The following is a 13545-nucleotide window of genomic DNA, read 5'->3' on the forward strand; positions in this document are numbered from 1 at the left end:
GGTCACTTTTGCATTTTTATTTCTTTTTCTAGTAACTCGATAATATGATCAATGGTAATTATCAAACCTTCTAAAATTCTTGAAGCAGTACTATTAGTATCGAGTTTTAAGTTAATAATATTCCAAAATTCCATACTATAAAGGAGGTTCTCATAGTTGGTATCTGGACCTTTATCAAGAAATCCATCATAGTAGTAATTATTGGTAGCGGTTTGGCTATAGTTTATATGCTTAATGTAAAAAGGTTCAACATTGGTTATATATTGATCTAAAGCAAAGCTTGACACTTGATTTCTAACCAATCTCAGATCCAGCAATCGCTCCAGGTATATTTTTAAGGAATCGTTCTTTATGGCTACTTGTAGATCCTGATTATAAAACTCATCTAGCACAGGAAAAGAAATATTTGGATCTCCTGCAACTGTAAGGCTTCCCAATAAGGATTTTAAAACAGGTATGGAATCCGCGTTCTTATAAGCAGTTATATGTGCGATGCGCTCAACGTCTTGATTGAACTTTCGATTACCTTTTTGATAATTTTTGAGCCAATCTTTCTTTTGCCTCATCTCCACAAGCATTTTATTGAAATAGTTGTCGATTTTTTCTTGAGATTTCCTATTCTCATTCCAGTTATTAATTTGAAGCGCTATGAGAATACCAATAACAACGAGTATGATTTCACCAATAGCATATTTAAAATACTTGCTTGTTTTGCCTTCACTAAGAAGTGATTTTCGGATGCTTCTAAAGAATTTAATCATTCGTTTTCTTTTAGTTGTTTTTCAATCATATCTATGGTGGTTAGAATGAAATCTTTCAAGTTTAATTCATTAACCGCTACATAATCTTGATTATGTTTATGGTGCCATATTTGGTTCTCAAATTCCATTAAATCTTCTTGAGGTAAATTATATTTGAATGGTGAACTTTCCTTGTAGGCTTCCAAATAGTTATTCTTGTCAAATGCTAATTTTTTGGTTAACTCACCATTTGCCAAAGGAAATCGCTTCATTAAAAAAGGGATAAGGTTTATAGTGTAATTATCTGACCTAAAAAGAATATCCTCTTCACAATCTACAATTGTAGTTAACCAATTACTCAATTGCCTGCGCAGTTCCTCATTCTTTAAATAGCTTAATTTATCGGAATTAACGATCTCATTAGAAACCCCTGTTCTAGCATCAAAAGAATTAAAGTTACCTATAGCTATCAATAACTCATCAACCTTTTGAGAGTTTTTGCCAATGGTGTTAGACCTAATTATTACGGTAAGCTCAATACAAGATTGACTCACTTTTTTATTGATTTTGATAGACTCCTCTAACTCTGTTAAATTATATTGAAATTCACTTTTCAGATCTGAAAGCAATTCCTCTTCCTTTTTATCCTCAATGCGCTGTTGATTCCAACTGTTAATCTGAAGTGCTAAAAGAATGCCAATGACCACTAAAATAATTTCGCCAATAGCATAAAGCAAGTACTTACTAAAACGATTTTTAGCTACTAAATTCTGACGCATTTTTCGGAAAAATCTTATCATTGAACTTTAGTTGTTACCTTCTATTTCTTCATCTATTTTACTTATTAAGTCCATAACTTTCTCAGATAGTTCGGTGTAGTTTATAGACTGCTCCCTAAAAGCCAGTTTTTTCAGTATAACCCATGTACTAAATGCTCTATTTGTGGCGAGACTATGCAAATCAAATTGAGGAAGTTTGGTTGCAATACCTGTTAATTGTTCACTCACTTCTTTTGTGGCAACGATTTGAGAAAAAACTTCAGGAAAAACAAAATTTTGGTTGGTTTCTGAAATACGCTTGTCTTCAAAATTAAGTTTGGTCAGTTTGTAGTACTCCAAAAGCTCTTTTCTAAGTTCTGCATTTTCTACCAAATCAATTTTACCCGTGCTCAAAGACTGATCAAAAGTTGAGCTACTAGACTCAAAATAGATATTTGAAATTATTGCTGAAGCATGACCTATAAATTTATTAGGATCAAAAGGCACAGCTTCATTTATTGACAGCAAGATTGTATCTGCAGATTTTGAATAGGATAAAGCCTTTCCCTTAAATTCATCAAGCAATTTCTTATCCGTTTCTAAATCTTCCTTAAAGTTCTTTAAAATTTGCTGCTCTTCTACTCTATTCTTTTTGTAATCTTTCCAATTATTGATTTGAAGTGCAATCAAAATACCAATAACCACAAGTATTATTTCGCCTATAGCATAGAGCATATACTTTGAAAAACGATTTTCTTGAAGTAATTTTTGACGTGTTTTTCGGAAAAATTTTATCATCAGGTTTTGATTAGTTTTTTAGGTTTGAATTCAATAAAGCCATCAATTCTTGATTTTGTTTCTGAGTATTTTTGATTAATTCATTTTGAACATTAATAATCATTTTAATACCAAAAAGATCAGACATCAATTTATTGTCCTTTTCAATTTCCAAATCGCTCAATGGAGGCATCTTTGATGAAAAACCAATCCAATTTTGCACAAATTCTTTTGTGAAAAACTTAGGATAATGCTCATCTACAACTCTCCTATTTAATACTGATATACGATTCTGAACTCCATCTAAATAGGGATAGTTGTAATACTCCGACAAGGATTTCCTAAACTCATTATTTCTAATGAGACCAATACTTTCAGCTGACAGCATATTATTGAATGCAATACGTACAGGATCGAAAACTTCATAATAGGTAAAGTTATTGGCGTTTTTATTCAAAATAGCATAACGTTCTTGGTTTGTAAGTGTGTCTATAAAAATCTGTAGCATGTCTTCAACTATTTTCACCTTATTTCTATTAAAATCCAATACTAATTGTAATTTCAATGAATCTTGTTGAAGGTTATTTCGGATTTCTAGCAAATAGGCTTGTTCCTTATTTTGAATCTGTCTATTTATATTCCAATTATTAACCTGTAGTGCAATTAAGATCCCTATGACTACAAGAATAATTTCACCTATAGCATAAAGCAGATATTTTGTAAAGCGATTCTCTCGAAGGAATTTCTGTCGAGTTTTACGAAAAAAATTTATCATTACTTACATCTAATTGTAAGTAGGCAATACTTAAGTAGAGATGGTTGGTTATGCTTATATGTTTATAAATGTAATGAATTGTTACAAATTACCGTACAAAAAAAGCCAGCTTAAAAACTGGCTTTCAATTATTTATTACATTTTGTTATATAATTTAGTATGCATCGGCATGTACTTTTGCGACTGCTCTACCTGAAGGATCATTCATGTTTTTGAATGCCTCATCCCATTCTAAAGCTATCTTAGTACTACAAGCTACACTCGGTTCTTGTGGCACACTCAGTGCCGCTGCATCACTTGGGAAATGCCCTTCAAAAATGGTTCTGTAGTAATACTCTTCTTTGTTTTGAGGAGTTTGAATTGGAAATCTAAAGTGTGCATTTGCCATTTGTTCATCCGACACTTCTTCATTTACTAATTCTTTTAAGGTATCAATCCAACTGTAACCTACACCATCACTAAACTGTTCCTTTTGTCTCCACGCCACACTTTCTGGTAACATATCTTCAAACGCTTTACGTACCACCCATTTTTCCATACGATCTTCTGTAATCATTTTGTCTTGCGGGTTAATTCGCATAGCTACATCCATAAATTCTTTATCTAAGAATGGCACACGTCCTTCAATTCCCCAAGCCGCTAAACTCTTGTTTGCTCTTAGACAATCATACATGTGTAACTTGCTCAGTTTACGAACGGTTTCTTCATGAAATTCTCTAGCATTTGGTGCTTTATGGAAATACAAGTAACCTCCGAACAACTCGTCTGCACCTTCACCAGACAATACCATTTTTATACCCATAGATTTAATAACTCTTGCCATTAAATACATTGGAGTACTTGCTCTAATAGTAGTGATATCGTAAGTTTCTAGTTGATACACCACATCTTTTATAGCATCTAAACCTTCTTGAATCGTGAATTTAATTTCGTGGTGAACCGTACCAATATGATCAGCTACCTTTTTTGCAGCTGCTAAATCTGGTGAACCTTCAAGCCCAACAGAAAAGCTATGTAATTGTGGCCACCAAGCTTGCTCTTGGTCATCAGCCTCAATACGCATTTGTGAATATTTTTTGGCGATAGCAGACGTTACAGAAGAATCTAATCCGCCAGACAAAAGCACACCATAAGGTACATCACTCATTAATTGTCTATGTACTGCATCTTCTAAAGCTTTTTTCACTTCTGCAATACTGGTTTCATTATCTTTTACAGCATCGTAATCTTGCCAATCTCTTTTGTACCACTGTACTAATTCACCATCAGAGCTACTCATATAATGCCCAGGAGGAAACAATTCAATTTTTGTACAAACTCCTTCTAAAGCCTTTAGCTCTGAAGCCACGTAGAAGGTTCCATGCTTATCCCAACCCATGTACAATGGAATAATTCCCATATGATCTCTTGCAATGAAATACTCGTCTTTTTCTACATCATAAATAGCAAAACCGAAGATTCCGTTCATCTCATCTACAAAATCATGACCTTTTTCCTTATACAATGCTAAGATAACCTCACAGTCGCTTTCAGTTTGAAACTTATAATCTGGAAATTGCTTGCGTAAACTTCTGTGGTTATAGATTTCTCCATTTGCAGCTAGAATAAGCTTTTTATCTTCACTAAATAATGGTTGTTTTCCAGAACTTGGATCTACAATTGCCAAGCGCTCGTGAGCCATAATAGTTTTTTCATCACTATAAATCCCGCTCCAGTCTGGTCCGCGATGACGAATTGTTTTAGACATCTCTAAGACTTGAGATCTTAAATCTTCAGATTTTTGTTTTATATCGAACGCACATACTATTCCGCACATAACTTTATATTTTATTATTAATTACGAAACAAATATGAAATTAAACTTTCATATTTTAAACAATAAAACACAAATCAATTATAATTTAAAATATTAAACGCGTATTTAAATAAATTCTAAAAGATTAATAGATTAAAATCTGTATTTAACTTTTAATCTGTAAACTTTGGAATTTAATTACGACCTCTTAAAATATTATCACTTAATTTTAAAAAAACAACAAATCAAAAAAATTATGAAAACAACACGACTAATCACCACCATCACTTTCGCATTTTTAATGCTTTTATCATTCAACGCTGAAGCTCAAAAATTTTCTGGATTAGACAAAAGCCCAATGGATGCCGCGTCTTACCCAAGTAGCTACAAAGAATCAAATAAGTTGATTAAGATTGTTTACAGCAGACCTCAATTAAAAGGCAGAGAAGTTTACGATTTGGCAAAACCAGGAGAAGTTTGGAGACTTGGTGCTAATGAAGCTGCAGAACTTCAAGTCTATTCAGATATGACACTAGACGGAAAAGACATAAAAAAAGGAACTTACACTATGTATGCTATACCAGGTGAAAACGAATGGACCATCATTATTAGCACAGACTTAAATGTTTGGGGAAGTTATTTTTATGATGAGAAAAATGATGTCGCTAGAATTACAGTGCCAACAACTAAAAGCGAAGAATCTCTTGAGGCATTCTCAATTGCTTTTGATGAGGCTGAAGGTGGTACAGACATGCACATTGGCTGGGGAACGGTTAGAGTTGCCGTGCCATTTTCTAAGTCCTAACAGCTTAAACAATTAAATAAAAACATCTTGATAACTCAAGATGTTTTTTTATTTAGTGCTAGGTTTACAATGTAAAGATTAATTATAAAAAACATATTTATAACTTTACATTAACTTATAAGATTAATACATGCGATTACAACAGCTATTCATTTTTTTAATATCAATAACCTTAGGTGCACAACCTATGTGGCAAACTATGCCTAATATTTTCTCAAATCCTAATGGACAGCGCTTTGATGATGTGTTCTTCCTCAACGAAAACCTTGGATGGGCTGCTAATGGCTATTATGCTAGGATATACAAAACTACTAATGGAGGCTTAGATTGGGTAGAACAACTCAATGAAAATAATATTCCTGGAAATTATTATTTCAGAAATATTGAATTTTTAAACGAAGATATTGGTTTTCTTGGTACACTAAATGGAACTTTTTTTAGAACTACCGATGGAGGTACAAATTGGGCTGAAGTAACTAATTTCCCAACCAATCCTAACGCCATTTGCGGTATTGAAACCGCTGGTAGTTCAACAGTCTATGGCTGTGGTGCTTATTTCAGCCCTGCTCACATTATTAAGTCATCAGATAGTGGTGAGACATGGACTTATGTAGACATGTCTAGTTATGCTAGTGCTTTAGTAGAAGTATTATTTTTAGATGAAGATATTGGTTTTGTTTCTGGCAGAAATGATAATGGAGGATGTATCTTAAAGACCATAGACGGTGGTAACACATGGACTGAAATTTACAACACAAACATAGTGGGTGAGTATGTATGGAAACTACAAGTATTAGAGAGTGATAGTAATTTGATGTTTGGAGCAGTAAGTTCTGTTTCTCCTAACAATGGCAAACTGATAAAATCTACCGATGGTGGAACCAATTGGATAAGCTTAGATTCAGTTGAAACAAATATACAAGCTGTGGGATTCATAAACGAAAACCAAGGTTGGATGGGTGGCCACACAACAGGGTTCTATGAAACACTTGACGGTGGACAAACATGGAATAGTTTGAATATTGGTAACAATTTAAATCGAATTTTTATTATCAATTCTACAACTGCTTATGCCTCAGGAACTACTATATATAAGTTTACTGACGCAACTTTAAGTACTCAAGAAGAACCGTTTATCAAAGACGAGCTTATAGTAGAGATGCTAAAAAATCCTATTGAAAACTATCTAAATTTTACAATTGATTTTCCTGCAGATGATAATTTACTAATTGAGCTTTATGACATAAAAGGTAAGTTTATAAAGCAGCTTTCTCGAGAAATAATTTTACAACAAACCTTAAATAATTATAGTTTTGATCTTTCAGAATTAGCCTCTGGAACATACATTTTGGATTTTCACAATAATTCTGGCAGAACCTCATTAAAGTTTATTAAAAAGTAGTAATTGCCTTTGTTTTATAAAATCAGTGAAACTAAGGGATATTCAAATATTTATGGGTTTGCAATGACACTTTCCATTTTGGATTCACCATTACATAATCAACAATCATAGGTATTACCTTTTCTCTCTTACTCCACTCTGGCTGCAAGTATAAGATACAATTTTCATTTACTTTAAATTAAAAAAACCTGATAACTAAAGTTTATCAGGTTTTTTTTATAACATTTACTAGAGTGAAGGAACATGCCCCCAATTTTCTCCAGTTTGAATCCTTTTTAATTGTGTTGTAGACACACCAAATTGCTTGGCTATCATCTTTAATCGTGTTTTACGCTCAGGATTGTTAAGCATCTTTTTTATTAGCCTAACTTTATTTTCAGTAAGTTTAGAATAGGGAGGATCTGCATTTTTTTTAGCTTCAATAAACCTTGGGTTTTTCCATTGATGCAGTTCTTTTTCTCTTTTAGTAACCCACTTTAAATTACTGACTTGGTTATTTTCCTTGTCATAATCTAAATGAATCACGTAAACTCCATAAGTATTTTCTAAAAAATACTGCGCTACAAGTTTGTGCACATAAAAACCTTTGTATTTATGCTTTGTGTAGCCTCTGTAAATTTTTGTTTCGGTGGTCTTTATCTTGATATGCGGATAACCATTTAATAGATAAGGGTCTACTAATCTTGGTGTCTCGCCTTCAAGCTTTATAAGTCTACCATAATTTGAAACGAAAAATTTTTCTTTTGGTGAAATTTTGTCTTCTTTAGGGGATTCCAAAGCTTTCCAAATTTCACCTCTGTAATTTTTAATTTCTTTAAAGAACATTTAAGGGATATTCAAATATTTATGGGTTTGTAATGATACTTTCCATTTTGGATTTGCCATTACATAGTCAACAATCTTGGGCATCATTTTTTCACGTTTGCTCCATTCTGGTTGCAAATACAAGATACAATTTTTATTTACTTTTTCAGCTTGCTCTTCAGCAAACCTAAAATCGTCCGTATTATAAACAATACATTTTAACTCGTGAGCCTTACTATAAATTTCATCTGTTGGCAATTTCATCTTCTTTGGTGACAAACAAATCCAGTCCCATTGTCCTGTTAACTTATAAGCTCCAGAAGTCTCAATATGAGTCTGCACTCCTTTTGCTTTTAGTTTTTCAGTCAACGGTCCCATATCCCAAGTTAATGGCTCACCTCCTGTAACCACAATTGTGTTACTATATTTTACAGCATTATCGACAATTTTATTGGTTTCAGTTGGTGGGTGTAATTCTGCTAACCAGCTTTCTTTAACATCGCACCAATGACACCCTACATCACAACCTCCAATTCTAACAAAGTAAGCTGCGGTTCCTTTATGATAACCTTCACCTTGTATAGTATAAAATTCCTCCATTAAAGGCAGTAATAAACCTTTATCAATTAATTCTTGTCGTTCTCGTCTTGTCATAGTTTGCAAAGATATTAATAAGTAAGCAGTAAACCATTACTGTATATTGGAAAGTAACTTTATTCGAAGTCAAAAACTGTTTTATACTTAATGAAATTACACTATTTTTATACAAATTTTCCGACCATGACGAATTCTGAAACTTTCTTTAAAGATATAACTGAAGGTAACACATTTAAAGGTGATTACATTACTTTAGGTTCTGCAATGCTCAATGGTGAAACCCTAACAAATGCCTTTGTAAATGTACCCCTCAAAACCATGAACAGACATGGCTTAATTGCAGGTGCTACGGGAACAGGAAAAACAAAAACGTTACAAGTTTTAGCCGAAAATCTTTCTGAAAAAGGAGTTCCTGTATTATTAATGGATATTAAAGGAGATTTAAGTGGATTGGCAAAACCTAGTCCTGGCCATGCTAAAATTGATGAGCGCATGGAAAAAATCGGACTGCCTTTTGAAGCCAAATCTTTTCCGGTTGAAGTTTTAACGTTGTCTGAGCAGGATGGAGTTAGACTAAGAGCTACTATTAGCGAGTTTGGACCAGTTCTCATTTCGAGAATATTAGACGTCACAGAGACTCAAGCTGGTATTATTTCAGTGATTTTTAAATATTGTGACGACAACAAATTACCTCTTCTAGACCTCAAAGATTTCAAAAAGATTTTACAGTATGCTACCAATGAAGGTAAAGATGAATTTCAAGAAGCTTACGGCAGAATCTCAACAGCTTCAACAGGAGCTATCTTAAGAAAAATTATTGAAATTGAGCAACAAGGTGGCGACTTGTTTTTTGGAGAAACCTCTTTTGATACGCAAGATTTACTTCGTATTGATGAAAATGGTCGTGGTTACATCAACATTATCAGACTTACTGACATTCAAGACAAACCGAAGTTGTTTTCAACTTTTATGTTGAGTCTTTTGGCTGAAATTTATTCAACATTTCCTGAACAAGGAGATAGTGGCAGACCAGAACTTATAATGTTCATTGATGAAGCTCATTTGATTTTTAATGAAGCTTCTGACGCTTTATTAAACCAAATTGAAAGTATTGTTAAGCTTATTCGAAGTAAAGGTGTTGGTTTATATTTTGTAACGCAAAACCCAACTGATGTACCAGAAGCTGTACTTGGACAATTAGGACTAAAGGTTCAACATGCTTTACGTGCTTTTACTGCAAAAGATAGAAAAGCTATAAAACTTACCGCACAGAACTATCCAGACACAGAATATTATGATACTGCAGAAGTATTAACCTCTTTAGGAATTGGTGAAGCTTTAGTTTCTGCTCTAGATGAAAAAGGAAAGCCTACTCCACTAGCAGCGACCATGATGCGCGCACCAATGAGCCGCATGGATATCTTAACAGAAAGTGAACTTAGCAATTTACTTGCACAATCAAAATTAGCACGAAAATACAATCAAGAGATTGATAGAGAAAGTGCTTATGAAATGTTGAACAAAAAAATTGAACTTGCTGAAGCTGAAGAAGCCAAAAGAAAAGCTGAAGAAGAAAAAGAAGCGCTTAAAAAAGCCGAAAGCAAAAGACGTAGTACTTCTAGCAGACGAAGTACACGACAAAACCCACTTGTAAAAGTTTTATCCAGCCCAACTGTGATACGAAGTGTGTTAGGAATACTAACTAAAATGCTTAAATAACAAACCCATAATCTAAAACATGAAAAACATATTTTTTGCCATAGTTATCTGTGCTATTTTGATAACAAGTTGTACTAAAGATAAATCGGTAGATCCTTTCTTAGTTCAGAAAAACCAAATTGGTTTACTAACCGACTCCACCCAAGTTAAAGACTTAGAAACCATTTTTAGCAATGACTCGGTTGTAAGATATATTGCAGGAGATGAATTTATTGGTTCAGTAAACACTATTGAAATCTTTGAAAAAGGAGGCGCTAAATTATTAGATCTCTCACCAGAGGAAGCGTTAGATTCTACTTCAGTAATTTCAAGTGTTAGAATCATTGATGAACGTTACAAAACTGCAAAGAAGATTTCAACCCTAAGTACATTCAAGGACATACAAGATGCTTATAAAATTTCAAAAATTGATAATCTTATCAACGTTATTGTGGTTTCAGTAAATGAATTAAACGCTTCTTTTACAATTGATAAAAAAGAGCTTCCTGCTAGTATGCGTTTTGATATGAATATGACTATTGATCCTATTCAAATTCCTGAAAAAGCAAAGATTAAGTACTTTATGATTCATTGGTAATATCTGATTAAGCTTCATATTACAATTATCAAATTTAATAGTTCCTAATTTGGAAGAAAATAAGAAATATAAAATACAAACTTCACCTTTCATCGTCCCAACTGATGATGGAAAAATTATAAAAGAACATTTTGGAAAAGCTTCTGATGGTAATTCTGACATAAGTATTGCTCATATGGTTGCTCCACCTGGTTGGAGTGAACCATTTCAAACTCCAGAATTTGATGAATACACCTTCATCATCAAAGGGAAAAAACAGTTCATTATTGAAGATGAAACTATAATTCTTGAAGCTGGACAATCTATTAAAATCGAGAAAAACACCAGAATTCAATATTCTAATCCCTTTACAGAACCTTGTGAATATTTAGCCATTTGCTTACCCGCTTTTTCGATTGAATCCGTTAACAGAGAAGAAGCATAATATGAGTAGTTTTGTTATAAAATCTATAGGTAACGCTTTAAACTTTACAAGTTTAATTTCGCCAAAATATGCTTCAAAAAAAGCTTTAAATCTATTCACATCTCCTAGAAAAGGACGCTATTCTGAACATCAACTGAAGGTTATAAATTCAGCCTCTTTCGAAGAATTGAGCTATGATAATTTGAATATCGCCACCTACCACTGGGAAGGCAAAAACAAAACTGTTTTATTAGCTCATGGTTGGGAAAGCAATAGCTCTCGCTGGAGTTATATACTAGAAGCTTTAAAAGCTCAAGATTACAACATCATCGCTCTTGATGGACCTGCACATGGAAAATCAGGAGGAAAACAGTTTAACGCCATATTATATTCTGAATTTATAAATGTTGTGGCTAAAAAATTTCAACCTGAAGTAGTCATTGGGCACTCTGTCGGTGGTATGGCAAGCGTGTTTTGTATGTATAACCACAATTTGCCATTCGTAAAAAAAATGGTGCTATTGGGTGCTCCTGCTCATTTTACAGGAGTGTTTTCCAGATACAAATCTATGATGGGCTATAACAAAAGAATCTCAAACGGCTTAGACAATATTGTCCTTAATAGATTTGGAAATCCTGTAGATTATTTCTCTGCCGCAAACTTCACTAAAGCTATTGAAGCTGAAGGCTTAATAATACATGATAAAAAGGATAAAATTATTCCTTATGAAGATGGTCAGCTTTTTGCTAATCGTTATAAATATTCAGAACTTATTACAACTTCGGGATTTGGTCATGGACTAAAGGATAAATCTTTAACTCCTAAGATTATTGATTTTATTAACCAGTAATTATTCAAAACTGATGAAATACAAGAACCTATTAGTCATAGTTCTTTCCTTAATAGTTTTTAGTTGTAATTCTAACAAGAAAAACTCTGAAACTTCAGCTTCTAAAAATGAAGTAAAGATTGTTGGAGCTATGAAAGACGTAATGTGGAAGGGCAAACTTGATGGTAAGATTTTATTGGATACGATTTCTAACAAAAAAGGACTTTACGGTTTGGGACCTGAGTCGTTTTTAACGGGTGAAATCCTTATTAATAACGGTACAACTTATACTTCTAAAGTGCTTAGCGATTCCACTATGATTGTAGAAAAGAGCGCTAAAACCAGTGCACCATTTTTTGTTTATGCCAATTCTACCGATTGGAAAACTATGATGCTACCCAAAACCATTAAGAGTATTAGTGATCTAGAAACTTTTATTACTTCCAAAAGCAAAAATTCTGACGCACCTTTTGTTTTTAAACTCAGTGGAACGGTGAATTCCGCTGAAATCCATATTCAAAATTTACCTAAAGGCACAAAAGTATCCTCACCTAAAGAAGCGCATCAAGGTCAGATAAATTATATGTTAGATTATGAAGCTGTAGATATCATTGGCTTCTACTCTACCAAACATCAAGGTATTTTTACACATCACGATTCCTTTCTTCACATGCATCTTATTACAAAAGATGAAAAGAAAATGGGACATCTTGATAATGTACAGCTTGAAAATGCCACTCTATTTTTACCTAAATCTTAAGTATTTCAAATAGATTTCTTTGTAGTACTTTTGCAATATGTCAGAAGAACTAAAACGCCTAAACAAATACCTCAGTGAAGCTGGATATTGCTCACGTCGCGAAGCTGATCGGCTTATTGATGCTGGTCGAGTTACGATTAACGATATTGTTCCTGAAATGGGAACCAAAGTTGCACCAGACGATGTTGTAAAAGTTGATGGAGAAATTATAGGTGAGCGCAAAAAAGATTTTGTTTACCTAGCCTTTAACAAACCTGTTGGAATTGTTTGCACTACAGATACTAGAGTTGAAAAAGATAATATAATTGACTTTATAAATTATCCAAAACGTATTTTTCCTATTGGCCGTTTAGATAAGCCAAGTGAAGGCTTAATTCTTCTTACAGATGATGGTGATATCGTGAACAAGATACTTCGTGCCAGTAATAATCATGAAAAAGAATATGTCGTTACTGTAGACAAACCGATTTCACAAACATTCATTCAGCGAATGACTGGTGGTATTTATATTGAAGAACTTAAGCAACGCACCAAAAAATGTGTTGTTAAAAAGATTGACAAATTCACCTTTAGTATCATTTTAACTCAAGGATTGAATCGTCAAATTCGTCGTATGTGCGAATACCTTAATTACGAAGTTCTGACCTTAAAGCGTATTCGAATTATGAATATTAAACTCGATACGCCTATTGGTAATTACCGAGAGCTTACAAAAACAGAATTCGATACGTTAAGCGAGCTTATTAGCGATTCAAAAAAGACGTTTCAACCCAACCGAAGACGAAACCAAAAAAACTAGTTAAC

Annotated in this window: 15 protein-coding genes and 1 pseudogene; 8 read left to right on the forward strand and 8 right to left on the reverse strand. The window is 33.3% G+C overall.

Features of this window, described 5'->3' with window-relative positions; genetic code table 11:
* Window positions 1-2 precede the first annotated feature (2 nt).
* From QGM60_RS16965 to asnB, 5 genes are all read right to left on the reverse strand, one after another.
* Window positions 3-761, reverse strand: a complete 759-nt coding sequence (locus tag QGM60_RS16965) for a DUF6090 family protein (RefSeq protein WP_281141449.1) — start codon at window positions 759-761, stop codon at window positions 3-5.
* Complete coding sequence (locus QGM60_RS16970; RefSeq protein WP_281141450.1) at window positions 758-1540, reverse strand: DUF6090 family protein; 783 nt, start codon at window positions 1538-1540, stop codon at window positions 758-760. Before QGM60_RS16970 ends, QGM60_RS16965 begins: the two co-directional genes overlap by 4 nt.
* 6 nt (window positions 1541-1546) lie before the next feature.
* Complete coding sequence (locus QGM60_RS16975) at window positions 1547-2296, reverse strand: DUF6090 family protein (protein WP_281141451.1); 750 nt, start codon at window positions 2294-2296, stop codon at window positions 1547-1549.
* Window positions 2297-2306: 10 nt separating this feature from the next.
* Complete coding sequence (locus tag QGM60_RS16980; RefSeq protein ID WP_281141452.1) at window positions 2307-3050, reverse strand: DUF6090 family protein; 744 nt, start codon at window positions 3048-3050, stop codon at window positions 2307-2309.
* 154 nt (window positions 3051-3204) lie between these two features.
* A complete protein-coding gene (gene asnB, locus QGM60_RS16985; RefSeq protein WP_281141453.1) occupies window positions 3205-4866 on the reverse strand; it encodes an asparagine synthase B in 1662 nt (553 codons plus the stop codon).
* A gap of 235 nt (window positions 4867-5101) precedes the next feature.
* Between asnB and QGM60_RS16990 the strand changes: the two genes are divergently transcribed.
* On the forward strand, window positions 5102-5650 hold the full coding sequence (locus QGM60_RS16990) for a DUF2911 domain-containing protein (protein ID WP_281141454.1): 549 nt from the start codon (window positions 5102-5104) through the stop codon (window positions 5648-5650).
* Between the two features lie 130 nt (window positions 5651-5780).
* Window positions 5781-7052 (forward strand): YCF48-related protein, encoded by a 1272-nt coding sequence (locus tag QGM60_RS16995; RefSeq protein WP_281141455.1) that lies wholly within the window; start codon window positions 5781-5783, stop codon window positions 7050-7052.
* Window positions 7053-7083: 31 nt separating this feature from the next.
* Here QGM60_RS16995 and QGM60_RS17000 read toward each other — a convergent pair.
* From QGM60_RS17000 to QGM60_RS17010, 3 genes and pseudogenes are all read right to left on the reverse strand, one after another.
* Window positions 7084-7227, reverse strand: a pseudogene (locus tag QGM60_RS17000) (7-carboxy-7-deazaguanine synthase QueE); the annotation flags it as partial.
* A gap of 53 nt (window positions 7228-7280) precedes the next feature.
* Entirely contained in the window at window positions 7281-7877 is a 597-nt protein-coding gene (locus QGM60_RS17005; RefSeq protein WP_281141456.1) for an HNH endonuclease, read from the reverse strand.
* The gene (locus tag QGM60_RS17010) at window positions 7878-8510 is read right to left on the reverse strand and encodes a 7-carboxy-7-deazaguanine synthase QueE (protein WP_281141457.1); all 633 of its coding nucleotides are present in this window, start codon (window positions 8508-8510) and stop codon (window positions 7878-7880) included. It abuts the gene before it with no gap.
* 126 nt (window positions 8511-8636) lie between these two features.
* Here QGM60_RS17010 and QGM60_RS17015 point away from each other — a divergent pair, with 126 nt between their 5' ends.
* The 6 genes from QGM60_RS17015 to rluF are packed head-to-tail and all read left to right on the forward strand — an operon-like array spanning window position 8637 to window position 13540.
* Window positions 8637-10172, forward strand: coding sequence for a helicase HerA-like domain-containing protein (locus QGM60_RS17015; RefSeq protein WP_281141458.1), 1536 nt, complete (start codon window positions 8637-8639; stop codon window positions 10170-10172).
* Window positions 10173-10191: 19 nt separating this feature from the next.
* Window positions 10192-10749, forward strand: coding sequence for a hypothetical protein (locus QGM60_RS17020; protein ID WP_281141459.1), 558 nt, complete (start codon window positions 10192-10194; stop codon window positions 10747-10749).
* Window positions 10750-10798: 49 nt separating this feature from the next.
* Window positions 10799-11173, forward strand: coding sequence for a cupin domain-containing protein (locus QGM60_RS17025; RefSeq protein WP_281141460.1), 375 nt, complete (start codon window positions 10799-10801; stop codon window positions 11171-11173).
* 1 nt (window position 11174) lies between these two features.
* Window positions 11175-12002, forward strand: a complete 828-nt coding sequence (locus tag QGM60_RS17030) for an alpha/beta hydrolase (protein ID WP_281141461.1) — start codon at window positions 11175-11177, stop codon at window positions 12000-12002.
* A 13-nt stretch (window positions 12003-12015) separates the two neighbouring features.
* The gene (locus tag QGM60_RS17035; protein ID WP_281141462.1) at window positions 12016-12741 is read left to right on the forward strand and encodes an acetolactate decarboxylase; all 726 of its coding nucleotides are present in this window, start codon (window positions 12016-12018) and stop codon (window positions 12739-12741) included.
* Between the two features lie 37 nt (window positions 12742-12778).
* Window positions 12779-13540: a 23S rRNA pseudouridine(2604) synthase RluF gene (gene rluF / locus QGM60_RS17040; RefSeq protein ID WP_281141463.1), complete on the forward strand. Its 762-nt coding sequence runs from the start codon at window positions 12779-12781 to the stop codon at window positions 13538-13540.
* Window positions 13541-13545: the final 5 nt, after the last annotated feature.

The sequence above is a fragment of the Winogradskyella sp. SYSU M77433 genome (assembly GCF_029911945.1).
Taxonomy (GTDB): domain Bacteria; phylum Bacteroidota; class Bacteroidia; order Flavobacteriales; family Flavobacteriaceae; genus Winogradskyella.